22 protein-coding genes are annotated in these 25,253 nt (G+C 61.5%); 12 read left to right on the forward strand and 10 right to left on the reverse strand.

All coding sequences use genetic code 11. The features are described 5' to 3' along the window. Positions 1-79: 79 nt before the first annotated feature. A complete protein-coding gene (cysQ, locus tag C8267_RS03095; protein WP_087361109.1) occupies positions 80-922 on the reverse strand; it encodes a 3'(2'),5'-bisphosphate nucleotidase CysQ in 843 nt (280 codons plus the stop codon). A 324-nt stretch (positions 923-1,246) separates the two neighbouring features. Here cysQ and rplU point away from each other — a divergent pair, with 324 nt between their 5' ends. Both rplU and rpmA read left to right on the forward strand, forming a co-directional pair. Continuing rightward, on the forward strand, positions 1,247-1,558 hold the full coding sequence (rplU, locus tag C8267_RS03100) for a 50S ribosomal protein L21 (RefSeq protein ID WP_087361111.1): 312 nt from the start codon (positions 1,247-1,249) through the stop codon (positions 1,556-1,558). A gap of 21 nt (positions 1,559-1,579) precedes the next feature. Then, on the forward strand, positions 1,580-1,840 hold the full coding sequence (rpmA, locus tag C8267_RS03105; protein ID WP_087361113.1) for a 50S ribosomal protein L27: 261 nt from the start codon (positions 1,580-1,582) through the stop codon (positions 1,838-1,840). A gap of 141 nt (positions 1,841-1,981) precedes the next feature. Here the strand turns inward: rpmA and C8267_RS03110 are convergent, their stop codons facing one another. The 4 genes from C8267_RS03110 to nifJ form a co-directional block, all read right to left on the reverse strand. Further along, entirely contained in the window at positions 1,982-2,497 is a 516-nt protein-coding gene (locus tag C8267_RS03110; protein WP_087361115.1) for an META domain-containing protein, read from the reverse strand. A gap of 342 nt (positions 2,498-2,839) precedes the next feature. Further along, positions 2,840-3,802, reverse strand: coding sequence for a hypothetical protein (locus C8267_RS03115; protein ID WP_158699676.1), 963 nt, complete (start codon positions 3,800-3,802; stop codon positions 2,840-2,842). Between the two features lie 20 nt (positions 3,803-3,822). After that, positions 3,823-4,350 (reverse strand): hypothetical protein, encoded by a 528-nt coding sequence (locus C8267_RS03120; RefSeq protein ID WP_158699677.1) that lies wholly within the window; start codon positions 4,348-4,350, stop codon positions 3,823-3,825. 426 nt (positions 4,351-4,776) lie between these two features. Next, entirely contained in the window at positions 4,777-8,304 is a 3,528-nt protein-coding gene (gene nifJ, locus C8267_RS03130) for a pyruvate:ferredoxin (flavodoxin) oxidoreductase (RefSeq protein ID WP_106633587.1), read from the reverse strand. A gap of 372 nt (positions 8,305-8,676) precedes the next feature. On the opposite strand from nifJ, the gene C8267_RS03135 reads away from it, so the two are divergent. Continuing rightward, a complete protein-coding gene (locus C8267_RS03135) occupies positions 8,677-9,915 on the forward strand; it encodes a M16 family metallopeptidase (protein WP_106633588.1) in 1,239 nt (412 codons plus the stop codon). Continuing rightward, entirely contained in the window at positions 9,915-11,195 is a 1,281-nt protein-coding gene (locus C8267_RS03140; protein ID WP_106633746.1) for a M16 family metallopeptidase, read from the forward strand. Before C8267_RS03135 ends, C8267_RS03140 begins: the two co-directional genes overlap by 1 nt. Before the next feature lie 201 nt (positions 11,196-11,396). On the opposite strand, the gene rsmA is transcribed toward C8267_RS03140, so the two are convergent. From rsmA to recQ, 4 genes are all read right to left on the reverse strand, one after another. Beyond that, positions 11,397-12,446, reverse strand: a complete 1,050-nt coding sequence (gene rsmA, locus C8267_RS03145) for a 16S rRNA (adenine(1518)-N(6)/adenine(1519)-N(6))-dimethyltransferase RsmA (RefSeq protein ID WP_234025669.1) — start codon at positions 12,444-12,446, stop codon at positions 11,397-11,399. 367 nt (positions 12,447-12,813) lie between these two features. Beyond that, complete coding sequence (locus C8267_RS03150; protein WP_106633589.1) at positions 12,814-13,074, reverse strand: hypothetical protein; 261 nt, start codon at positions 13,072-13,074, stop codon at positions 12,814-12,816. A 26-nt stretch (positions 13,075-13,100) separates the two neighbouring features. After that, complete coding sequence (locus tag C8267_RS03155; RefSeq protein WP_087361123.1) at positions 13,101-13,325, reverse strand: hypothetical protein; 225 nt, start codon at positions 13,323-13,325, stop codon at positions 13,101-13,103. 138 nt (positions 13,326-13,463) lie between these two features. Further along, entirely contained in the window at positions 13,464-15,668 is a 2,205-nt protein-coding gene (recQ, locus tag C8267_RS03160) for a DNA helicase RecQ (protein WP_106633590.1), read from the reverse strand. Positions 15,669-15,766: 98 nt separating this feature from the next. On the opposite strand from recQ, the gene lptB reads away from it, so the two are divergent. The 6 genes from lptB to C8267_RS03190 are packed head-to-tail and all read left to right on the forward strand — an operon-like array spanning position 15,767 to position 22,116. Then, complete coding sequence (lptB, locus tag C8267_RS03165) at positions 15,767-16,666, forward strand: LPS export ABC transporter ATP-binding protein (RefSeq protein WP_234025670.1); 900 nt, start codon at positions 15,767-15,769, stop codon at positions 16,664-16,666. A gap of 9 nt (positions 16,667-16,675) precedes the next feature. Then, positions 16,676-17,923 (forward strand): 3-phosphoshikimate 1-carboxyvinyltransferase, encoded by a 1,248-nt coding sequence (gene aroA, locus C8267_RS03170; RefSeq protein WP_087361127.1) that lies wholly within the window; start codon positions 16,676-16,678, stop codon positions 17,921-17,923. A gap of 35 nt (positions 17,924-17,958) precedes the next feature. Further along, a complete protein-coding gene (locus tag C8267_RS03175) occupies positions 17,959-19,047 on the forward strand; it encodes a chorismate synthase (RefSeq protein ID WP_158699678.1) in 1,089 nt (362 codons plus the stop codon). Next, positions 18,933-19,865, forward strand: coding sequence for a peptide chain release factor N(5)-glutamine methyltransferase (gene prmC, locus C8267_RS03180; RefSeq protein WP_106633591.1), 933 nt, complete (start codon positions 18,933-18,935; stop codon positions 19,863-19,865). Before C8267_RS03175 ends, prmC begins: the two co-directional genes overlap by 115 nt. After that, a complete protein-coding gene (locus C8267_RS03185) occupies positions 19,862-20,407 on the forward strand; it encodes a regulatory protein RecX (RefSeq protein ID WP_106633592.1) in 546 nt (181 codons plus the stop codon). The genes prmC and C8267_RS03185 overlap by 4 nt, the downstream gene beginning before the upstream one ends. After that, a complete protein-coding gene (locus C8267_RS03190; protein WP_106633593.1) occupies positions 20,392-22,116 on the forward strand; it encodes a M23 family metallopeptidase in 1,725 nt (574 codons plus the stop codon). Before C8267_RS03185 ends, C8267_RS03190 begins: the two co-directional genes overlap by 16 nt. A gap of 278 nt (positions 22,117-22,394) precedes the next feature. Here C8267_RS03190 and C8267_RS03195 read toward each other — a convergent pair whose 3' ends face one another. After that, positions 22,395-23,006 (reverse strand): RNA polymerase sigma-70 factor, encoded by a 612-nt coding sequence (locus tag C8267_RS03195; protein WP_106633594.1) that lies wholly within the window; start codon positions 23,004-23,006, stop codon positions 22,395-22,397. Between the two features lie 143 nt (positions 23,007-23,149). On the opposite strand from C8267_RS03195, the gene C8267_RS10825 reads away from it, so the two are divergent. Continuing rightward, on the forward strand, positions 23,150-23,437 hold the full coding sequence (locus tag C8267_RS10825) for a hypothetical protein (RefSeq protein ID WP_158699679.1): 288 nt from the start codon (positions 23,150-23,152) through the stop codon (positions 23,435-23,437). 16 nt (positions 23,438-23,453) lie between these two features. Continuing rightward, positions 23,454-24,464: a FecR domain-containing protein gene (locus C8267_RS03200; protein WP_106633595.1), complete on the forward strand. Its 1,011-nt coding sequence runs from the start codon at positions 23,454-23,456 to the stop codon at positions 24,462-24,464. Positions 24,465-25,253: the final 789 nt, after the last annotated feature.

Here is a 25,253-nt window from a genome sequence, read left to right on the forward strand (position 1 = left end):
CAGTCGCAGCCAAGACTTCCTCCCGGGCATGCCCGCTTCCACTGCTCCGCTCCGGGCCCGGCGCCGCATCCGCGCAGAGTCAGAGCCGGCAGCACTTCGCCCGGCAGACGAACCAGGGGTTGTGGAGGTCCTCCTCGTTGTAGCGAAGCTCACGCCCCTCGGGCAGCGAACGGGTCTGACCGCCCGCCTCCGAGAGAATCAGCTCTCCGGCCGCCGTATCCCACTCGTAGGTGGGCGACGTGCGGACGTAGTAGTCGACCGTACCCTCGGCCAGCAGGCAGAACTTGTAGGAGCTGCCCTGCTCGACCACCTCCAGATTGGGCCAGCGGCGGCGCAGCTCCTCGATATGCTCGTGCGTCTCGGGGGTCTGGTGCGAACGCGAGACGGCCACGCGCTGCCGCTCGCGACTGCCGTCGAAGAGCGGCAATCGTCTCCAGCCGGAGACAATCTGCTCGTAGGTATAGTCGGCCGCCGCATCGGGCGCAATCCCCTCCTTGAGGTAGGAGCCGGCTCCGCGTCCGGCCACATACATCTTGGCAAAGTAGGGGACATAAATCACCGCGCCCACGCAGACATTGTTCTCCATGAGCGCGATGTTGACCGTGAATTCGTTGTTACCCTTGAGGAATTCTACCGTTCCGTCGAGCGGGTCGACCAGCCAGAAGAGCTCCCAGTTGCGGCGCTCCTCGTAGCGCAGTTCGCGCCCCTCCTCGCTCAGAATCGGTATCCGCGTGGGGCCGAGGTACTCGCGGATGGTCTTGTGGGCCAGCCGGTCGGCCAGCGTGATGGGGGTTCGGTCGCTCTTGAGGCTCACCTCATACGACGAGCTGTCCTTGTAGACCTCCATGATGGCTGCCCCGGCCCGCACCGCCGCATTGAACAGCGGCGGGAGCAGGAACTTCCGCTCCTTGTCGTTTATCATCGTTCGTCCTGTTTTTGTTCGATACTCATTGCTGGCATAAAGGTAGCAACAATTTATGATATTGTGAAATTTTTCACAATCAATTCCACCCATACCGTCCACAGCTCCGGTCATCGCCGCTCAAGGCCGCTTCCTGTATTTTCATAACGCTCTACCCTCCTGAAAATTGCGTGGCAATGGCCCTGCCGCACCGTGCCGACGCCCGCCAGAACCGTGCCGAAGCGGCGGCCGCGAAAAAAATTAGCGCAGGTTGTTGCGTATGAAGCGAATAATACATATCTTTGCATGCTGAATTTATGTTCAAAAACATAATTTACACATTCAATGTACGTTATAGTAGAGATTGCAGGTCAGCAATTCAAAGCTGAGAAAGGTCGGAAACTTTATGTTCACCGTCTCCAGGGCGAAGAAAACTCGTCCGTAAGTTTCGACAAGGTCCTGCTCGCAGACAACGACGGTCAGGTCAAGGTAGGCGCACCTGTAGTAGAAGGCGCCTCGGTAAAGTGCAAGATTCTGAAGCACCTGAAGGACGACAAGGTCCTCGTCTTCAAGAAGAAGCGCAGAACGGGATACCAGAAGTGCAACGGACACCGCCAGTATCTGACGCAGGTGCTCGTAGAGGAGATTGTTGCATAAACCTTTAAAAACTGAAGAGAAATGGCACACAAGAAAGGTGTAGGTAGTTCGAAGAACGGCCGTGAGTCGGAAAGCAAGCGACTCGGCGTGAAACTGTTCGGCGGTCAGTTCGCAAAGGCAGGTAACATCATCGTTCGTCAGCGCGGTACGGTACACAATCCGGGCGAGAACGTCGGCATGGGCAAGGACCACACGCTCTTCGCGCTGGTCGACGGTACGGTCGAGTTCTGCAAGAAGGCGAGCGGCAAGTCCTATGTAAGCGTTACCCCGCTGAGCGAGTAACTGCTTTCGGAACGCGAAACAAGGCGGATTTCCCCTGCGGGAAGTCCGCTTTTTTCGTATCGACGCACAAGTGCTGCCGTCGGGCAACAAAAAGGGGTGGCCCCTCCGGGAGCCACCCTTTTCCTATTCCGAAGAGGGTCGTTACTCGACCACGTCAATCGAATCCATCACCTCGATGGCAGCCTCGGCCGCCTCGACGGGGGTCACCCTGGCAGCCGGAGCATCCTGGGTCGTCGGCACCGCTGCGCTCTGCGCCTTGAAGGTGGCCAGCGCCTTGCCGTTGCCGAGCAGCGTCAGCGTCTCGCCCTCGATGGCGTAGCCGTCCACCCCGTTGAGCATCTCCACGAAGGCGTTCTCATACTCCATCTCGGGGCAGGCCATCCGCGTCATACCCATGTTGTCGAACTCGAGCTCGTTGCCGTTGAGTGCATAGCGGCCGAAGAAGCGGTTGCAGTTCGTACGACCGTTGACCATCGTATCGGCAGCGTTGAAGGTCAGCGTGAAGAAGTCGGCCTCGCGCGTGATGGCCTCGGCGGGAATGCCCTCCATCTGCTCCAGCTTCCACTGCGTACCTTCGAGCGCGACGGTCTTCCTGGCTCCGTCGCAGGCGGTCAGCGCAACCAGCACGGCTGCGGCCGCAAAGAGAATCTTTTTCATGTGTCTATTGTTTTTATTGTTTGCTGTATCGGTTTTACGCCCTGGAGTCCAAAAGCCATGCCGCAACGACACAAACAGGCAACGGCCTTCGGCCCGGACTATCCCGCGGCAAAGATAACCAACTCGTTGCAATTCTCCCAATTTCAAGTTCGGAAAGCGCAAACGACCTGCTGCGTCTTCAATCCAAGAAAGCCTTGACTCCACCACACATGGTGAGCAAGAGAATTTCATTACAGGTGTTTGTTCATACGACGTGCACATTGTAGTATACGCATACTCACAAAAGCAAACAAAAACGGCCGCCCTTGTACCTGGGCAGCCGTGTTCATGAAAAAGCGGGAGCTACTCCTCCTTCACAAGATTGAATTTGGTTGAAATTTCCTTTTGCTCAATAACCTGTCGGAGATTGAAGCGACGCTTCTGAGTAATGTAACCGGGCTTCTCACACGTAATCTCAATCTGCACATTGCCCGAATTGTTGAACGTAAGGCCCTTGATGTCGAACGTCTCCGTCGTCTCGTAGGGTGTGGAGCCCACGTAATTCTGGTTCGTATTCTTGACATCGGAAACAGATGAGACAATTCGCGACGATACATCAGCACCGCGGGGCGACGAGTCGATATACCAACGGATAACGGTTGCTTCGAGCGACGTGTTCCCATCTCCCGTCACCTGCTTGTTCTTTTCGAGAGCCGGAGTATCGGCCTTGCGCAGGAAGAAGGCGATTCTGTCCCAGTCAATATCGCGCAAAGCATTCGCATACGCTTTGTTGAGGGTTTGGGCAGCCGCAATGAAATCGGAGCTGTTGCCGGAACCATTGGCACGACCTGAAACCACAACATTGGGGTAAACCAGCCGTCCGTTGCGGTCATGCACCTCAACATTCATCTGCACGGTACCGCTCCATCCCACACCGGAGAGGTAGTTGACCGCAAATTCGCGAAGCATAATGGTCATCATGTAATCGGTGGCCACATCGGCATTGAGCACAAAGCCCATCGTACGCATGTAACGGCGCGTACTCTCCCCGACAAAAGACAATAAATCGGGATTTACCTGAACCGAAGGCAGCGATACGGCGCTGGCATCATATTTCTGCACGAACTTCGTATTGGCCCGTCCGTCACGTACATTGAGCCGAATGCCATAATCCAAATCAACATACCGGTTCGAATAGGGCTCTTCGACAAGAGCCAGATTCAATATTCTCGGTCCCGTAGCCACTACCTTCTTACTCGACCCACAGGCAGCCAACATCGACAATGCCAAAACAAGGGTCAGTATTCGACTAATATTATTTTTCATATGTCCGGATTGATTATATATCAATTGTCAGTCTTGATTTTTACGATTTTAGCCGTAGCCGTCGATTTGAAAATCACTCTATCGCCCAACTGCTCCACGTTGGTTGCAACGGTCGGAGCAATCAATACATCCGTGCCGTACTGCTGAGCCTCGTTAATCAGGCGATAAATGGCCAGACGCCGGGCGACATCCTCGGGACGGAAAAGATTGGTCGTTTCGCCTACATAATCTCCACTGAGATACCCGAGCTTCAAGATTCCACTGAACTTGCAAAACCACCCCTTCTTCAGAGAATAGTCATACTTCAACGAAAATTCATTTTGCTCGTCTATAATTTCATACTTGGTCCCCGACTTATTGCTCCAATAGGAGATGGAGGCCTCAGCCGAAATTGTATTCAACACCTCATAGTCGCCACGTTCGAGGTTCAACTCCTCAATTGCCGCCGTATTGACGGTGTTGACGGCACGGGGTACCACCAGCATGCGCTGCGAACCGCAAGAAACAAAAAGGAAGGCGGCCGCAAGAATACACAAAAATCTTTTCATAGGTCAATTCGGATTAAATTTAGGTTGGGATAAGGGGGCCCGTTCAGGGAGAGTGCAGACAAAACAAAAAGCGCGGACCCTTTGCTCAATGCCGGATTTTGAGGTCTTCCACAACCCTTGTCCCCGAACACAGAATAAAGCCCACGCTGGAATACACAGCATGGGCGTTGAACTTTATTCCTTCGGGGACATGTTTGATAAGTGGAAGTTTCAAAATCCCGAAATAGAAGCTAACGCCTTTTATCTATATGTCCTCAAGTCATTTATTTATCCATAGGCAAAATATTAAATCTCCATGTGAAATACACAAAAAACGAATTTATCACAAATATACGAAAAGTTTTTCAATTTAACAGAATCGATTGAATAAACAAAAATGGTCCGCAGTAATTCACTGCGGACCCTTTTTATTTGCCTGCGAAAGTATTAGTACTCGATTATCGACAGACGCTTGTAGGTGTTGTAACGCCACTTGGCATTCTCCTCGGCTGCCTTGTAGAGCTCCTCGGCCTCGGTCGGGAAGGACTTCTGGAGCGACGAGTAACGAACCTCCTTCATCAGGAATTCGCGGAACTTCGTCCAGTCGGGCTCCTTCGAGTCGAGCACGAAGGGGTTCTTGCCCTCGGCCTCAAGCTGCGGGTTGTAGTGCCACAGGTGCCAGTAGCCGCATGCTACGGCCTCCTTGCCGACGGTCTGCGTACGCGTCATGCCGCCCTTGATGCCGTGGTTGATACACGGAGCGTAGGCGATGATGAGCGACGGACCGGGATAAGCCTCGGCCTCCTTCAGCACGTTGAAGAGCTGCTGCTGCGAGCCGCCAATCGAAACCTGGGCAACGTATACGTAGCCGTAGGTCATGGCCATCGCGCCGAGGTCCTTCTTGCGGACGCGCTTGCCGGCCGATGCGAACTTGGCAACGGCACCCACGGGGGTCGACTTCGACGACTGGCCGCCCGTATTGGAGTAAACCTCCGTATCGACAACCAGCACGTTCACATCCTGACCCGTCGAGAGGACATGGTCCAGACCGCCGTAGCCAATGTCGTAGCCCCAGCCGTCACCGCCGATAATCCACTGCGACTTCTTGATGAGCCAATCCTTGTGGGCGAGAATCTCCTTGCAGTAGTCGCAGCCGCAGGCCTCCATCATCGGCACCAGACGGGCCGTAACCTCGGCCGAGCCGGCCGACGAACCGCGGTTGGCAATCCACTCCTTCATCACGCCCTTCAGCTCGTCGGAGCACTTCGAGCAGTTGGCTATGGCCTCCTCCATCGTCTGCTGGATGCGGTCGCGGAGCTTCTCCACGCCGATGTGCATGCCCAGACCGAACTCGGCGTTATCCTCGAAGAGCGAGTTGGCCCATGCCGGACCCTTGCCCTCGGCGTTGGTGCAGTAAGGAGTCGACGGAGCCGAACCCGAGTAAATAGACGTACAGCCCGTAGCGTTGGCAACCATCATCTTGTCGCCGAAGAGCTGCGTGATGGCCTTGATGTAGGGCGTCTCGCCGCAACCGGCGCAGGCACCCGAGAACTCGAAGAGCGGCTGTGCGAACTGGAGGTTCTTCACCGACTTGGTCTTGTCGACCACCTGCTTGTAGCCGATGTGCTTGGTCAGGTAGTCCCAGTTCTTCTGCTGCGGGAGCTGCTCCTCCAGAGGACGCATTACCAGCGCCTTCTCCTTGGCCGGGCAGATGTCGACGCAGTTACCGCAACCCGTACAGTCGAGCGGCGAAATCTGGATGCGGAACTTGTAGGCCTTCGTCTCGCCCAGACCCTGCTTCCACTCCGTACCCGAAGCGGCAGCCTCCTCGTCGGTTGCCAGGAAGGGACGAATCACGGCGTGGGGGCAGACATAGGCGCACTGGTTGCACTGGATACAGTTGGCAATCTGCCACTCGGGAACGCTGACGGCAATGCCGCGCTTCTCGTAGGCGGCCGTACCGTTCTCCCACGTGCCGTCCTCACGGCCGTTGAAGGCCGATACCGGCAGGTCGTCGCCCTTCAGGCCGTTGATGGGCTCGACAATCTTGCGGACGAACTCGGGATAGGAAGCATCCGACGGATGGGTGAAGCCCTTGTCCTCAATCTGTGCCCACTCGGCCGGAACCTCGACCTTCTCAACGGCGTTGCCGCCGGCGTCGACGGCCGCATAGTTCATGTTGACGATATCCTCGCCCTTCTTGCCGTAGGACTTCAGGATGGCGTGCTTCATCTCCTCAACCGCCTTCTCGAAGGGAATGACGTTGGCAATCTTGAAGAAAGCCGACTGCATGATGGTGTTCGTACGCGAACCCAGACCCAGCTCGGAGGCAATCTTCGTGGCGTTGATGATGTAGAAGTTGATGTGGTTCTTCGCCAGGTAGGCCTTCATGTGGTCGGGCAGCGTGGCGCAGGTCGTGGCGGCGTCGTGCACCGAGTTGAGCAGGAACGAACCACCAGCCTTCAGACCCTTCAGCACGTCGTACTTGTCGACATACGAAGGCACGTGGCAGGCCACGAAGTCGGGCGTGGTCACCAGATAGGGCGACGTGATGGGCTTGTCACCGAAACGCAGGTGCGACGAGGTGTAGCCTCCCGACTTCTTCGAGTCGTAGGAGAAGTATGCCTGGCAGTACTTGTTGGTCGTACCGCCGATAATCTTGATGGAGTTCTTGTTGGCACCCACCGTACCGTCGGCGCCCAGACCGAAGAAGAGAGCCTCGAACGTACCGGGCTTGGCCAGCGAAATCTCCTTGCCGACGGGCAGCGAGTGGAAGGTCACGTCGTCGGTGATGCCCACCGTGAACTGGTTCTTCGGCTCGGCAGCCTTGAGGTTGGCGAAGACGGCCAGCATCTGTGCCGGCGTGGTGTCCTTCGACGAGAGACCGTAGCGGCCGCCGATGATGAGCACCTTGCGGTCCGTGCGCGAGAAGGCCTCGACAACATCCATGTAGAGGGGGTCGCCGTTGGCTCCGGGCTCCTTCGTGCGGTCGAGCACGCAGATGCGCTTTACGCTCTGGGGCAGCACGTCCATCAGGTACTTCACCGAGAAGGGACGGTAGAGGTGAACGGTCACCACGCCGAGCTTCTCGCCCTTGGCGTTCAGATAGTCGACCGTCTCCTTCAGGGTCTCGGTCACCGAACCCATCGCGATGACGACATGCTCGGCATCGGGAGCGCCGTAGTATACGAAGGGCTTGTATTCACGGCCGGTGATTTTCGAAATCTGGGCCATCGTCTCGGCCACCATGTCGGGCACGGCGTCGTAGAACTTGTTGGCAGCCTCGCGCGTCTGGAAGTAGATGTCGGGGTTCTGGGCCGTACCGCGCGTTACGGGGTGCTCGGGGTTGAGCGCACGCTGACGGAAGGCCTTCAGGGCATCGCGGTCAAGCAGCGCCGTGAGGGCTGCCTCGTCGATGAGCTCGATTTTCTGGATTTCGTGCGAGGTGCGGAAACCGTCGAAGAAGTGCAGGAACGGCACGCGCGACTTGAGCGCCACGAGGTGTGCCACGCCGGCGAGGTCCATAACCTCCTGCACGGACGAGGTGGCCAGCATGGCGAAGCCGGTCTGACGCGTGGCCATCACATCCTGGTGGTCACCGAAAATCGAGAGCGACTGGGCAGCCAGCGCACGGGCCGAAACGTGGAAGACGCCCGGCAGCAGCTCGCCCGAAATCTTGTACATATTCGGAATCATCAGCAGCAGGCCCTGCGATGCGGTGAAGGTCGACGTAAGCGCACCGCTCTGCAGCGAGCCGTGTACGGCACCCGCAGCACCCGCCTCCGACTGCATTTCAATCACCTTGACGGTCTCGCCGAAGATGTTCTTGCGGCCCTGAGCGGCCCACTCGTCCACGAGCTCTGCCATGGTCGACGACGGCGTGATGGGGTAAATCGCCGCAACCTCCGAGAACATGTATGCCACATGAGCCGCAGCGTAGTTGCCATCACAAGTGATAAATTTCTTTTCAGCCATTTTTAAAAGGTTTTTGGATGATATTGTGTTGTTTTTCTGTATGCTTGTGCAGACGCGTGGCAAATATACAAATTTTCATCAAAAAAAACGATGACGTCCGCCAAACAAATTTTACGCTCCCGGTGTGTTAAAAAATTAACAATCTACACGTTATTCGCCCGCCCCGCCCCGGCCTGCAGCGTGCGTACCGCGGCTACCCTCCCGCCCCGGGGCGCACGACGCCGCGCACGCATGCCGTGAGGGCCGCCGCCGCGGAGCGGTTTTTGCGGAGAGCCTCTCCGCACATATTTTTAATTAAGGAAGCGCGGCGGGCCGTGCAAAAAACCGGGCCGCAGCGGCGTTTTACCCTCCGCTTTTCGTATCTTTGCACCTATGATAGCCTACCGTACCAAACGTCTTGCCAACGGGCTGACGGTCGTCGTGAACCGCGACCGCCAGTCGAAACTCGCCGCGGTGAACATCCTCTACCGGGTCGGCGCCCGCAACGAGCGTCCCGACCGGACGGGCTTCGCCCATCTGTTCGAGCACCTGATGTTCCGCGGCACGCGCCGCATCCCCAACTTCGACCTCCCGGTCCAGATGGCCGCCGGCGACAACAACGCCTTTACCAACAACGACTATACCGATTTCTACATCACGCTGCCGAAGGACAACATCGAGACGGCGCTCTGGCTCGAGAGCGACCGCATGGAGGGGTTGGACATCACCTCCGAGAAGCTCGAAACGGAGAAGCGCGTGGTCATCGAGGAGTTCCGCCAGCGCTACCTCAACCAGCCCTACGGCGACCAGCAGATGCTGCTGCGGGCGCTGGCCTACAAGGTCCACCCCTACCGCTGGTCGACCATCGGACTGACACCCGACCACATCGCCGCCGCCTCGCTCGACGAGGTGCGCCGCTTCTACCGCGACCACTATCACCCCGGCAACGCCATCCTCTCGCTCTCGGCCGACATCGACGAGGAGCGGATGCTCGACCTCGCGGAGCGTTACTTCGGCCAGATTGCCCCCCGCACGGTGACCGAAGAGCCCATCGCGCAGGAGCCTCCGCAGCGGGAGGCGCGCCGCGAGGAGGTCGAGCGCGACGTGCCGGCCACGGCCATCTCCATCGCCTACCACATGGGCGACCGCCTCTCGCCCGACTTCTACACGGCCGACCTGGTCTCGGACCTGCTGGCCGGCGGCGACTCGGGGCGGCTCTACAACCGCCTGGTCAAGGAGCGCAGGCTGCTGGCCAGCGTCAACGCCTACATCACGGGCGACCGCGACCCGGGACTCTTCGTCTTCACGGGACAGCTGCTCCCCGAGACGACGCCCGAGCAGGCCGAAGAGGCGCTGCTGGGCGAGATGGAGGAGCTCTGCCGCACCCCGGCCGGCGACTACGAGACCGAGAAGGTCAAGAACAAGTTCGAGGCCAACACCCTCTTCGGCGAGCTGAACGTGATGAACAAGGCGATGAACCTCGGCTTCTACGAGATGCTGGGCGACCTGGCCCTCATCAACGCCGAGGTAGACCGCTACCGCAGCGTCACGGCCGACGACATCATCGACTTCAGCCGCCGGACCTTCCGCGCGGAGAACTCCTCGACACTCATCTACAAGGCACGCTCATGATGAAACAACCGCCCCTGATTATCCCCTCGCAGGTCGATGTAACGCCGGCCGAACTGCACACGCTGCCTAACGGCGTGCGGCTCTACACCCTTGCGGCCCCCGAATTCGAGGTGCTGCGCATCTCGTTCGTCTTCCGCGCCGGCACGGCCCGTCAGCGGGAGTTCTTCACCGCCTCGACGACCGCCAACATGCTCGCCGAAGGGAGCCGCGGGATGACGGCGCAGCAGATTGCCGAACGGCTCGACTACTACGGCTCGTGGTACGATGCCAACATCGACCGAGACTACGCCTACATCAGTTTCGCCGCCCTCTCGAAGTTCGTACCCCAGACGCTCGAGGTGGCCCGCGAGATTCTGCTCCGCCCGCTCTTCCCCGAGGAGGAGCTGCGCAGCTACTGCGCGAAGCGCCGCCAGCGGCTCACCATCGACCGCACGAAGGTCGACGTGCGGGCCCGCGAGGCCTTTGCCCAGGCGCTCTTCGGGACGACGCACCCCTACGGCATTGCGGCGCCGACCGAGGCCTACGACGCGGTGACGCGACAGGCCATTGAGCACTTCTACCGCGAACACTACACCGCCGACCAAACGCTGGTGGTCTGCAGCGGCCGCATCGGAGCGCAGGAGCTCGATGTCGTCGGACGCCTTGCCGGCGCCCTTGCGACCTCCGCGGCCGGCGCCGAGGAGCCCATGCCGGCACCGGAGACCACCCACAGGCTCATCCTGCCTCATGCCGGGGCGGTGCAGTCGGCCATCCGCATCGGGCGGCTGCTCTTCCCGCGGCAGCATCCCGACTTTCTGGGCATGCAGGTGGTGGCCATGCTGCTGGGCGGCTACTTCGGCTCGCGTCTGATGCAGAACCTGCGCGAGCGCAACGGATTCACCTACGGGGTGGTGGCCGCCATGGTCAACTTCGAGCAGGCGGGCTACTTCGCCGTCGCAACACAGGTGGGCAGCGAGGTGACGGCCGAGGCGCTGGGCCAAATCTATGCCGAAATCGAGCGTCTGCGCAACGAGCCGGTCTCCGAGGAGGAGCTCTCGCTGGTGCGGAACATGATGGTCGGCGAGATGCTGCGCATCCTCGACGGCCCCTTCGGCATCGCCGACGTGACGATTGAGAACCTGCTTTGCGGCGACGGCAACGAGGTCATCGAGCAGAACATCCGCCGCATCCGGGCCATCACCCCCGCCGAGGTGCAGCGCCTGGCGCGACAGTATCTGGCCCACGAGGATTTGGTGACGGTCGTCGTCGGCGACCCCGAACTCGGCACGCTGCCCGAGTAGTCCGGACCGAATCCGCGGGACGCAAAGCAACCGGGTTGCAGAGATGCGGAGGCGCCCCACGCCGCGCACGCAGGCGGAAGCCCCCGACGCCGGCCGACAGGCTCCGCCCTGCAGAAAAAGCGAACCCCGGAGGGACCCATGAATAAAGGTTCCTCCGGGGTTTTCCATACGGCACCCGCTCTTCGGAGCGTCCGTCTTACGTCAGGCTCCGGTCGGACCGGCCGCCCCCTGGTTGCGCTCCGCCGGTGCATCCGCCCCTGCGCCGTCTGCGGAGGCAGCTCCGATGTGTGCCGCCACCCAGCGCGTCAGCTCGACGAACTCGGCCACCGACAGCGTCTCGGCACGCCGTGAAAAGAAGGGGTGCTCCTCGCCGCCAAAGTTGCCGAAGACGGCCCGGAGCGAGTTGCGCAGCATCTTGCGCCGCTGGCCGAACGACGCCTTGACCACCCGCACGAAGAGCCGCTCGTCGCAGTCGAGCCGCTCGACGCCGTTGCGGCGCAGGCGGATGACGGCGCTCTTGACCTTCGGAGGGGGATTGAAGACCGTCTCGTTGACCGTGAAGAGGTATTCGATGTCGTACCACGCCTGCAGCAGCACGCTCAGGATGCCGTACTCCTTCGAGCCGGGAGGCTCGGCCAGACGCACGGCCACCTCGCGCTGAATCATCCCGACGCATTCGGGCACCAGGTCGCGGTTCTCCAGGATTTTGAAGAAAATCTGGGACGAAATGTTGTAAGGGAAGTTGCCAATCACCTTCACCCCGCGCGGAAAGAGGTCGCGGAGCTCCATCCGCAGGAAATCGCCCTCCATAAGGCGCGGCGTAAACTCGGGATAGTGGTCGTGCAGGTAGGCGACGCTCTCGGAGTCGATTTCGGCGCCGTAGGTAACGATGTCGCGGCGCTGCAGCAGGAAGCGGGTCAGGACCCCCATGCCGCACCCCACCTCGAGTACGTCGCAGGCGCCGCCGGCAGGCACATCCGCCTCCTGTCCGGAGGCTTCGGACGGTACGGAGGGCTTCGGCGCGCTCTTCGCCGTGGAGCTCGCCACGACTGCGGTGTCCGATGCCGCGTCTCCGTTTGGCGCATTGTTCGCTTTAGGCGCGGCGTCCGTCTCCGGCGCGGCACAGTGGAAGGAGCCGTCGGATGTGGCCACGAGGGCGCCGCCCGAGAGCGCGTCGCAGATTTTGCGGGCAATGTTGAGGTCGACCAGGAAATGCTGGCCCAACGATTTTTTGGCTCTGACTTCGGTCATGGGTGCAAAGATACGAAAAGGGTGACAGAGCGCCAAACCGGAAGCCGGGTTTTCGCCTGTCGAAGAGGGCGCTCCATCGGCTCCGTCACGCAGACAGGGAGCAGCCTTCACCACTCCCTGTCCTCTTCTTGCTTCTTACTTCGGGTTCGGGAAGGTCGTCGCAACCCTCCGCAAGGTTCATTCCCCGCAGCAGCCGGTCCCGGAACGACCGCCCCGGTGCCTCAACGACACGGAGCCTTACCAACTCAGCGGCGTCCCTGCACAAACGGTCAACTACCCCACCGGCTCAGCGGCGCCCCTGCACAACCGGGAACCACTCTGCCAATTCAGCGCCCCTCCTGCACAACCGGGCAACTACCCCACCGGCTCAGCGGCGGCCTCGGCGCAAGCGGGAGCGGTTCTTCTTCTCCTCCTTCTGTTCCTTGCGCTCCTGCGCACGGCGCGCCTGGCGCAACCTCCGCTGCGTGACGCGGAACGAATAGAGCAGGCCGACGAAGCCCACGCCCAGCACGGCAACCCAGAACCAGACGGCAATGCCCGACGGCATGTATTCGACGGCATAGATGATGCCCGCAATGGCCACGACCATCATCAGCAGCCGCAGTCCCTGCAACAGTTTCTCTTTCATAGGCTCAGAATCTCAGTTTAGGCCCCTCAGGGGAGTTTGTGCGGATTGACCTCGTCGAGGTGGCGCCGCCGCTTCTTCTTGTATTCGTTCCAGGTCATGCCCGCACCCGCCAGCACGAAGAGGAAGGCAATGAGCAAATCGAGCAGACAGACACACGCCGGCCGTGCCACAAGCCAATAGATGTTGACCCCCAGCCACACGACAGTCGCACAGAAAAACACTAAGGCAAGAGTAAAGGTCTTCTTATTCATAGGCGTTCGTTTTAGGTTACATCGGGCCCCGCACCGGCTCCGGGCAGTGCCCGGACGACGCAAAGGTCCCTTATCTCGCGCACCGGAGAGACCCCTGCCGGCGGCACTGAAAACCGCCGGAAACGCCTCACCGGAGCATCAGTTGCCCTGCTCGCAGATGAACTTGATGCGCACCAGACGAATCTCCTCCTCCGTATAGTCGGGACCCAGCTCCTTGATGGCCACATCGAGCGAATCGCTCTCGGCATCCTCCTTGAAGTAGAGGTAGATGTCGTCGGCCTTGTCCTCGTCCATGAACTCGCGGATGTAGTAGGAGATGTCGAGCTTCGTTCCCGAGTTGACGATGCCCTCGATTTCGGTCAGCAGCTCGTCGAAGTCGAGGTCCTTGGCGCGGGCGATGTCCTCGAAGTCCATCTTGCGGTCGATGGACTGGATGATGAATATCTTGTTGCCCGACTTGTTGCCCACCGACTTGACAATCATGTCCTGCGGGCGGATAATCTCCTTCTCCTCGACGTAGGCCTTGATGAGCTTGACGAACTCCTCGCCGAACTTGCGCGCCTTGCCCACGCCCACGCCCGTGATGTTCTGCATCTCCTCGAGCGTGATGGGGTACTGCACCGACATGTCCTCGAGCGAGGGGTCCTGGAAGATGACGAAGGGGGGCAGCCCGTGCTTCTTGGCCACCTTCTTGCGCAGGTCCTTGAGCATCGCGAAGAGCTCCTCGTCGGCCGCTCCGCCCTTGCCCATCGGCGCCACCGCCTCAATCTCCTTCTCCTCGGCGTCGTAGTCGTGGTCGAGCGTCACGGTCACGGGGAAGGGCATGGCGATGTAGTTCTCACCCTTGCGGTTGATGGAAATCAGACCGTAGTTCTCGATATTCTTGTCGACCAGTCCGAGGATGAGCGCCTGACGCACCACGGCGCCCCAGAAGCGGGCATCGTGGTCGGCTCCGGCGCTGAACCACTTCGACTTGTTGTGGCCGTAGCTCTTGATGAGGGCTGTATTCTTGCCCAGCAGCACGTTGATGAGGTAGTCGCTCTTGAACTTGTCGCCGATGTCGCGCAGCGCCTCGAGCGCCATCTTCAGCTCGGCCTTGGCGTCGACCTTGGGCTTGGGGTTGCGGCAGTTGTCGCAGTTGCCGCAGTTCTCCTCGGTATACTCCTCGCCGAAGTAGTGCAGCAGCGTCTTGCGGCGGCACATCGAGCTCTCGGCATAGGAGACCGTCTCGAGCAGCAGCAGCTTGCCGATTTCCTGCTCGGCAATGGGCTTGCCCTGCATGAACTTCTCGAGCTTCTGGATATCCTTGTAGCTGTAGAAGGCCAGGCAGTACCCCTCGCCGCCGTCGCGGCCCGCACGGCCCGTCTCCTGGTAGTAGCCCTCGAGCGACTTGGGCATGTCGTAGTGAATCACGTAGCGCACGTCGGGCTTGTCGATGCCCATGCCGAAGGCAATCGTCGCCACAATCACGTCGACACGCTCCATGAGGAAGTCGTCCTGGTTGGCAGCACGCGTCGAGGCATCCATGCCGGCATGGTAGGCGCGTGCCTTGATGCCGTTGGCCAAGAGCAGCTCGGTGAGCTCCTCGACCTTCTTGCGGCTCAGGCAGTAGATGATGCCGCTCTTGCCCTCGTTCTGCTTGATGAAGCGGATGATGTCGTGGTCGACGTTGTGCTTGGGCCTTATTTCATAATAGAGGTTGGGACGGTTGAACGACGACTTGAAGACCGAGGCGTCGGTCATGCCCAGGTTCTTCTGGATGTCCATCTGCACCTTGGGGGTGGCGGTGGCCGTCAGGGCGATGAGCGGCGCCGGGCCTATTTCGTTGATGATGGGGCGGATGCGGCGGTACTCGGGCCGGAAGTCGTGGCCCCACTCCGAGATGCAGTGCGCCTCGTCGATGGCGTAGAACGAAATTTTGATTTTGCGCAGGAAGGCGACGTTGTCCTCCTTGGTCAGCGATTCGGGGGCGAAGTAGAGCAGCTTGGTCTTCCCAGCGAGCACGTCGGAGCGGACCTGCTGCACGGCCGTCTTGTTGAGCGACGAGTTGAGGAAGTGCGCAATGCCCGACTCGGCCGAGAAGGTACGCATGGAGTCCACCTGATTCTTCATCAGGGCGATGAGCGGCGAGATGACAATCGCCACACCCTCCATCAGAAGCGCCGGAAGCTGGTAGCACAATGATTTGCCGCCGCCCGTTGGCATCAATACAAAGGTATCCCTGCCGGCCAACACGTTACGGATGACGGCTTCCTGGTTCCCTTTGAACGATGAGAATCCGAAGTACTCCTTCAGCTTCTCGTGCAACAGCGATGATTGTTCCTTTTCCTGCTCCTGTTTCATTGTCGTCTGCACAGTCTCTAAAATCACAAAATTCATTCAAAGATAAAAAAATTTTCGGAAAAAAGCATAACTTTGTCAAAAATTTTATTCGGCAAAACATGCGTCTCTACACCAGTGAACTCGTCAAGAAATACAAGACCCGCACGGTGGTCAATCACGTCTCCATCGATGTCCGGCAGGGAGAAATCGTCGGTCTGCTCGGACCCAACGGAGCGGGCAAGACGACGACCTTCTACATGATTGTGGGGCTTATCAAACCCAACGAGGGGCAGATATTTCTCGAGAACGACGAGGGCGTGGTGACCGAGCTCACGCACGAACCGGTCTACCGCCGCGCACAGATGGGCGTCGGCTATCTGGCCCAGGAGGCGTCGGTCTTCCGCCGGCTCTCGGTCGAGGACAACATCCGGGCCGTGCTCGAAATGACCGACTACTCGAAGCAGTACCAGCAGGAGCGCGTCGAGGCGCTCATCGAGGAGTTCCGCCTGCAGAAGGTGCGCAAGAGCCTCGGCATCCAGCTCTCGGGCGGCGAGCGGCGCCGTACGGAGATTGCCCGCGCGGTGGCCATCAACCCCGCCTTCATCCTGCTCGACGAGCCCTTTGCGGGTGTCGACCCCATCGCCGTGGAGGATATCCAGTCGATTGTCGCCACCCTGAAGCACAAGAACATCGGCGTCATTATCACCGACCACAACGTCGACGAGACGCTGGCCATCACCGACCGCACCTACCTGCTCTACGAGGGCAAAATCCTCAAGACGGGTACGGCCGAGGAGCTGGCCGCCGACCCGATGGTGCGCAAGGTCTACCTCGGACAGCACTTCGAGCTCAAGAAGAGCCACCAAATCACCCAGGACATGAAAAACCGCAAGGCGGCCGAGGCCGCGCCCCGGACTTCGGAGGCGGACGCAGCTCAGAAGCCGGCGGATGCCGCAGCGCCCGACGGCGGAGCGGAAGCGGACGCCGGGGCGGAAACCGGGACGCCGAAAAACGAGTAAATTCCAGTCATGGACATCACCATACCCCCGGGGCGCGTCGCAGGCGCGTTGACGCCCCCCTGTTCGAAGAGTTACGCCCAACGCGCCCTGGCCGCCTCGCTGCTGGCCGACGGGGAATCGACCCTGCACAACATCGAATTCTGCGACGACACGCGCTCGGCGCTGCACTGCATCCGCACGCTGGGTGCCGAGGTGCGGCAGACGGGCGCCGACACGCTCTCCATCCGCGGAGGCCTGGCGCCCCGCGCCAACCGGCTCCAGGTGGGCGAATCGGGCCTTGCGGCGCGTCTGTTCACCCCCATTGCCGCCCTCGGACGCGAGCCGATGCTCATCGAGGGCACGGGGTCGCTGCTCCGCCGCCCGATGCACCCGATGACCGAGGCGCTGCGGCAGCTGGGCGCCTACGCCCGTGACAACGAGGGGCGGCTGCCCGTCGAGGTGCGGGGACCGCTCGAGGGGGGCGAGCTGGAGATTGACGGCTCGCTCTCGTCGCAGTTCGTCACCGGACTGCTGCTGGCGCTTCCCCTGGCGCACCGCGACACGACACTCCACGTGCGCCACGCCGTCTCGAAGCCCTATCTGGCGATGACCGTCTCGACGGCCGCCCGCTTCGGCGTGGAAATCAGCCACAACGACCTCGAGGAGTTCTTCATCGAGGGGGGCCAGCGCTACCGCCCGGCGGAGTTCGCCATCGAGGGCGACTGGAGCGCCGCAGCCATGATGCTGGCCATCGGCGCCACGGCCGGCGAGGTGCGCGTCGAGACCATCTCGAGCCTCTCGCAGCAGGCCGACACGGCCGTGCTGACGGCCCTCGTCCGCTCGGGGGCGGGCCTCATCGACGAGACGAAGGCCGTCACGGCGGCACAACGTCCGCTGCGCGCCTTCGAGTTCGACGCCACGCACTGCCCCGACCTCTTCCCGGCGCTGGCCGTCCTGGCCTCGGCGGCCGAGGGAGTGAGCGTCATCCGGGGCACCTCGCGCCTCGAGCACAAGGAGTGCCACCGCGCCGAGGCGCTGCGCGAGGAGTACGGCCGTCTGGGCATCGAAATCGACATCGATACCGAGGACATCATGCGCATCCGCGGCGGAGCGCTCCACGGCGGACGGGTTTCGAGCCACGGCGACCACCGCATCGCCATGTCGCTGGCCGCCGCAGCCCTGCGCGCCGACGGTCCGGTGACCATCGAGGGAGCCGAGTGCGTCTCGAAGAGCTACCCGCTCTTCTTCGAGGAGCTCAAGCGGCTGCGCGTCCGGTGACATCGAAAACAACAGAAGAGAGAACCCCCATTTCCATGAATACCTTCGGCAGAAACTTCCGACTCTCGCTCTGGGGCGAATCCCACGGCAGCCTGCTCGGCATCACGCTCGACGGCGTGCCGGCAGGCATTCCGCTCTCGGCCGAGGAGTTCGAGGCGGACCTGGCACGGCGCCGCTCGGGCGCCGCGGGGACCACGCCCCGCCGCGAAAAGGACACCCCGCGCATCGTCTCGGGGCTCTACCGCGGCCATACGACCGGGGCGCCGCTCACGCTGCTGTTCGACAATACGGACACCCGCTCGGCGGACTACCCCGCCGCCGGTTCGCGCTTCCGACCCTCGCACGCCGACCGCACGGCGTGGGTCAAGTACCACGGCTACAACGACCCGCGCGGCGGAGGCCACTTCTCGGGGCGGCTCACGCTGCCGCTCGTTGCCGCGGGGGTCGTAGCCAAGCGGATGCTGCCCGGCGAGGTGCGCTTCGAGACGCGGCTGGCCGAGATGGGCGGATGCGACGACGCCTCCCGCTTCGAGGAGCTGCTGCGCAACGCCGCCGCCGAGGGCGATTCGCTGGGCGGTGTGGTTGCCTGCCGCGTGCGGGGCGTTCCAGCCGGCTACGGCGAGCCCTTCTTCGACACGGTCGAAGGGGTGGCCGCCCACCTGCTCTTCGCCATCCCCGGCGTCAAGGGGGTGGAGTTCGGCAGCGGCTTCGCCGCGGCGCGCAGCTGCGGCTCCGCCAACAACGACCTGCTGCTCGACGCCGAGGGACACACCGCGACGAACCATGCGGGAGGCATCGACGGCGGCATCACCAACGGCAACGACCTCGTGGTGCGCGTTGCCTTCAAACCCACGCCGAGCATCGCCCGCGAACAATTCACCTACGACCCCGCAACGGGGACGCGGCGGGCGCTGCGCATCGGCGGCCGCCACGGCCTCTGCATTGCATTGAGGGGCGCCGTGGTGGTCGAGGCCGCGCTGGCCATCATTCTTGCCGCCCTGCCCCCCCCATGCCCCCCCGCCACGATATCATCCGCCGCATCACCGAGGCGCTCACCCCCCTCTACGGGCACGACGAGGCGCGCAGCATCGCACTGCTCACGGCCGCCGGGCTGGGCGGCGTGAGCCGCACGCAGCTGCTGGCCGACCCCGGGGCGGAGCTCGAGCTTGAGGGGCTCGACGACGTCATCGCACGGCTTGCGGCGGGACGCCCCGTGCAGTACGAGCTGGGCGAGGCGGAGTTCTGCGGCATGAGCTTCAAGGTGCGCGAGGGGGTGCTCATCCCCCGCCCCGAAACCGAGGAGCTGGTGGAGTGGGTCACAAGTGAGCACCCGACGGCCCGCCGGCTGCTCGACGTGGGGACGGGCAGCGGCTGCATCGCCATCGCCCTCAAGCGGCGGCTTCCCCGCGCCGAGGTGGCGGCGGCCGACATCGCCGACGAGGCGCTGGCCGTGGCGGCCGAGAACAGCCGCCGCCTCGAAGCGCCCATCGAGCTGCGCCGCGCCGATGCGCTCGACAATCTGGCGGAGTGCTTCGCCGGGACGTTCGACGTCATTGTCTCCAATCCCCCCTACGTTCCCCGGAGCGACGCCGCGGCGATGCATCCCAACGTGCGCGACTACGAACCCCCCGGAGCGCTCTTCGTCCCCGACGACGACCCGCTGCTCTTCTACCGCGCCATCGCGCGGCAGGCGCGCCGCATGCTCGCCCCGGACGGAGGGCTCTACTTCGAAATCTACGAACGGGCCGGCGAGACGATGCGCCGCATGCTCCTCGAGGAGGGCTACGCCGAGGTGCGCATCCGCCGCGACCTCTTCGGGCGGGAGCGCATGGCTTCAGCCCGGCTTGCGGCGCTGCAAGCCGAAGCCGCCCCCGAAACCGGGGGCGACCTCCGCACCGCAGCGGGCGGAACGACCAACCCAACCCCAAAACAGCAACGATGAAACAACCGCGAACTTCAACCCCCGAAGGCAGCGCAGCGGCTGCGCCCCGCACTCCGCGTACGAAGAGCCCCGACGAGGCGCTCGCCGCGCTCATGCGGCTCTGCGCCCGTGCCGAGCGCTCGACGGGTGACGCGCTGCGGCTCATGCAGCGCTGGGGGCTGTCGGAGGGCGACCGGCAGCAGGTGCTGCAGCGGCTCGTACGCGACCGCTTCATCGACGACGCCCGCTATGCCGAGGCCTTCGTGCGCGACAAGCTGCGGCTGAGCGGCTGGGGCGAATACAAAATCCGGGCGGCACTGCTCCGCAAGGGCATCGCACGCGCGACAATCGACGCCGCACTGTGCCAGACCGACCGCGAGGCAATGGGCCGGCGGCTCGAGGAGCAGCTGCGCCGCAAGATGCGGAGCCTGAAGGGCGGAACCCCCTTCGAGCGGCGGAACAAGCTGCTGCGCTACGGCCTCTCGCTCGGATACGACTACGAAACGGTGGGCGACCTGGTCGCCACACTCATCAAAGAGAACGACGAATGCGATATCTTCTGACCCTGATGCTCCTTGCGGCGGGCTGCACGACTGCCCTCGCACGCGAGGATTCGACCCGATACCTCTACCCCGTCCGGCAGGTCTCCGGGCTCTATTCGGCCAACTTCGGCGAGCTGCGCCCGGGCCACTTCCACGGCGGCGTCGACATCAAGACCGACGGTGCGGTGGGCAAGGAGCTCGTCGCCGTGGGCGACGGCTACATCTCGCGCCTCTCGGTGGCGCCGGGCGGCTACGGACGCGCCCTCTACATCACGCTCCGCGACGGACATACGGCCGTCTACGGCCATATCCTGCGCTTCCGCGACGACCTGGAGCAGCGCGTCGACGCCGAGCGGCGCCGCACGCGCAGCAACAGCGTCAACCTGTGGTTTCGGCCCGGCGAGTTCCCCGTCGCACAGGGCGACGTGGTGGCCCGCTCGGGCAACAGCGGCTCGTCGTTCGGGCCGCACCTCCACTTCGAAATACGGGAGACGGCCACACAACGCACGCTCAACACCGTCCGCATGGGCATCATCCGCCCCGAGGACCACATCGCACCGCTCATGCTGGGGCTCCGCTACGCCGAGGTCGACACACTCGAAGGCATTCCGGTCCACGGACCGCTGCGCAGTTTCGAGCTGAAGAAGACGGCCGAAGGGCGCTACCGCACGGAGGCCGGGAGCATCGAGGTGGGTCCGCGCGGCTACTTCGTCATCGAGGCGTCGGACCGCCGCGACGGCGTCTACAACCGCTTCGGGCTCTACCGCGTGAGCCTCTATGTCGACGGCCGGTGCTGCTTCGAGTACCGCATGGACGGCTTCACGTTCGACCGCTCGCGCAGCTGCGACGCCGTCTCCTGCTACCCGCTCCAGGTGGGCGCCCGCGCCGAGGTCATTCGTCTGGCGCAGCTCGAAGGGGCCCCCGCCGAGTTCTACCCCACGCTGCGGGAGCGCGGCCTGGTCCGCACGGCACCGGGAGAGAGCCGCCACATCCGTATCGAGGCCGAAGACGACTGCGGCAACTGCTCGACGCTCGAGTTCGACATCCGCGGCGGCGAGACACGCCTCCAGCCCCGGCGCGATTCGGCGGCCGTCGCCCTGCGGCGCGACCGCGACGCACTGCTGCGCATCGGCGACGAGGCGACGCTCCGCATCCCGGCCGGAGCGCTTCACGAATCGCTCTTCGCCCGCCCCGAGCGGCACGACAACCCCTCGGCCCACGCCACGGGCGTCGAGGTGCTCACCCCCGCCTACCGGTTTCTGGACCTCACAACGCCGCTGGCCTCGGCCGTGACCCTCTCGCTGCAGCTCTTCGTCCCGGAAGAGATGGGCCGCCACGTCACGCTGGCCGGCATCAACCGCCGCGGACAGCTCGTCTGGCTGGGCGGCTCCTACGCCGACGGACGGCTGACGGCACGCATCCGCACCTCGGGCGACTGGCTCGCCGTAGCCGACACGCTGCCCCCGACCATACGCCCGCTCTTCGAATCGGGCGCCGACCTTGCACGCAAGGGAGCCCTCCGCTTCCGGCTGGGCGATAACTTCTCGGGCATCGCCTCCTGCGACCTCTACGTCGACGGCGAGTGGACCCCCTGCGAACGCTACCCGATGCAGGGCACCCTCGAATACCACTTCCCCAAGGGGCCGGACGGCTCGACGCACCGCCTGCTGCTCGTCGTCCGCGACGGCTGCGGCAACGAGAGCCGCTGGGAGGGAAGCTTCCGCCGCTGACCCGGCGGACGGCACCGCGGCGGCCCACGGAGCAAGAGCAGATGCCCCACTCCGCGCGATTCCACGCGCAAGGCCGGCATCCCCGCCGCTCAACACATCACAGAGGGAGAACAGAAGAGCCCGCTTCCGAAAGGAAAGCGGGCTCTTCTTCGTCTTATTGATTTTATAAAATTTTTAATAAATAAGGATTAACTTGCCCCCGACCGATGTGGGTCAGACGACCGGCTGGCAGATAAACGGATACGGAACAAGCTGCACACGAACGCTCACCGGAGAGGTTACAGCCCGAACCAGTGGTCGGCGCCGAGCATGCCCGCAGCCTGCAGGAAGAGAATCAGCGGCAGATAATCCTTCAACTTGACGCGCAGAATCTTCAGACTCTGCTGAATACGGTAGTCAACCGTCTTGGCCGAGATGCCCAGCTCCTCGGCTATCTCCTTGTAGGTGCGGTTTTCGAAACGGTTCATTTCAAACGCCTCACGATAGGGTTCGGGCAGCTCCTCGACCGCCCGGCGGATGTTCTGGCGCAGCTCCTCGAGCTGGTAGATGTCGGGAACGCCGAAGGGCTCGGCAACATCGACCCGCAGGTCGCTCAAACGGTTGCTGCGCAGGGCCTCACGGCTCAGATAGGTCAGACAGCGGTTCTTGGCCGAGGTGAAGAGATAGTGCGACAGGGCCCCCCGAATCTGAAGCTCGGAACGGTTCTCCCACAACCAGAGCATCGGGTCCTGAACGATGTTTTCCGCCACCTCGGTCTGCTTGACATACAGGTTCGCAAAGGCACACAGCGAGGTGTAATACCGCGTGAAAATCTCGTCGAAAGCCTGCCGCTCCCCCTCCAACAGTCGGGTCAGCAGTTCCGATTCCGAAATCCGTTCCTTTTTGAGCATGATTCAAAATTAGTAAATAAATCGGAACTCCAACTCTTTGGGGAGCATGTCTCAGGAAAAAACGACAAAAAAAGTCCCGATGGAGCCGGTGCATACCCAAAGCAGACATCATACACCCCGTTTTTAACCAATTAAGGTGAAAGATGAGCCAATCAAGTACCAATACGTCCACCCGAAACTGCTTACGTATCGAAAGCCACGAAGGCTCCGTCCTGAAATCCGCGCCGCTGCAAACGAACTCCGGGCGTCAATCCGAAGGCATCAACCCGAAAAGCTGCGCCACCCGGCAGCTCAACGGGCCATGCCGTTCCGAAAAACAACCTTTGACATCCGGAAAAGACCAACTGCAAGCCGGAGATAAAAAAATTTTACAAAACAATGAAAAAAAGTCGTCGTTCCGTTTAGGAACTCGCCCCGCAAATGAGTCATAATAACAAAACCCAAACTATGGACCTTACTGAAATCGAACCTCTGCTCGTCCGTTACTTCAACAACGAGCTTTCGTCGGCCGAGGCCGAAAAGGTCGCGGCATGGATTGCCGGGAGCGAGGAGCACCGCAAGACGGCAGAGCACCTCTATTATATTAACCTGGCGGCCGAAGTCGAGCGCCTGCACCGGGAGATTGACCCGGCCGAGGCGCTGCGCAAGGTGCACCGCCGCATCCGGAGCGACCGTTGGCACCGGACGTTCCACCGTCTGGAGCGCGTAGCTGCCGTACTGCTGCTCCCCTTCATCGTACTCTCGCTGCTCCTGGCCTCGAAAATCGCCGAAAAGAACAACAGCATGGTCGAGATTCGCTCGACCACGGGCATGATAAGCGCCGTGACGCTGCCCGACAACTCGCGCGTCTGGCTCAATTCCAATTCGAAACTCATCTATCCCACCCGCTTCAGCGGCAAGGAGCGCCGCGTGAAGCTCTGCGGCGAGGGCTACTTCGAGGTGACGAAGGACACCAAGCACAAGTTCGTCGTCGAGGCCCGTTCGACCGAAATCGAGGTCTACAGCACGGAGTTCAACGTCGAGGCCTACAACGACGAGTACATCCGCGCCACGCTGGTCAAGGGAAGCATCGGCATGAAGTACGACGACTCGCGCCACATGCGCCAGCTCGTGCGGCTGGTTCCCGACCAGTTCGTCATCTACAACTCGCGCACCGGCGCCATCTACCTCGACCAAGCCAACATCGCCAGCAGCACCTCGTGGAAAGAGGGTAAAATCGTGCTCGACAACACGCCGCTCAACGACGCGCTGCGCATGATTGGCAACAAGTACAACGTTTCGTTCGACATCAAGGACCAGAAGCTGCTGGGCAACACCTTCACGGGAACCTTCTCCAACCAGAGCCTCGACGTCATCCTGCGCTACTTCACCATCTCCTCGAAGCTCCGCTTCCACCAAATCGGGCTTGAGGACGGGAACCGCGAAACCGACGGGCGGGCCATCTTCGAAGTATACTGAAATATCTGAATATAAATAGATTGCATCAAACCGAAAACAAACCAAAACCTCACCCAGAACCATGAGACAGACTTAGCCCGACCCGAAAAAACACAAGCGGAAGGACCTGCCCGTCCCCCCGCCTGTCGAATCGCCAAGACCATCCGGTCCCCCTGTGAACCGGACTAACCCTAAAATCAATTCTTACAAACTTATGAAAAATCTCTGGAATATCCGCCGAATTGCAGCAGATTAACGCAACAGGATTTGATAATTAGGGAGTTAGAAGAAAAACGCAGAAGTTGGGCAGACAATTGAAAACCGTCTTAAAGCAGATTAAAGCAAAAGAACGGTTTCCTAATCATTACCCGATGAAAGTGCAGATTTAACAGTCCTCGTTTCATTTTGCGGCGTTCTGCGCAGCTTTGCTTATCAATAGGTAACTCGTTGATTTATAGTTTTGCAACCAAAAAGAAACGAGTATGGCAAGAAGCACATTCAAGGTGCTGTTCTACGTGAACGGCAGTAAGGAAAAGAACGGCTCCAGCTGCCGACGACGCACTTTCGTCACAACGTACGCCTTCACGAAGGGCGTGCGCACCGACCGGCAGCAATCCTCCCCGCGAGGTCAGCCGACATGCAGGTCCCGCAGCCATGATAAGACTGTCCAAGGCTTCGGTCAAGCCCGCCAGCAGGTGGGTCCGGCGAAGGGGGCCTCGACGACCGGCTGCAAAACACCCGTGGTGAGGGATATTTATAAATTGGGGAGCAGCAGGCCGGGAGGTCCCCCGTCCGGTTTCAGGACGCGGC

This window comes from Alistipes sp. Marseille-P5061 (assembly GCF_900290115.1).
Taxonomy (GTDB): Bacteria; Bacteroidota; Bacteroidia; order Bacteroidales; family Rikenellaceae; genus Alistipes; species Alistipes excrementigallinarum.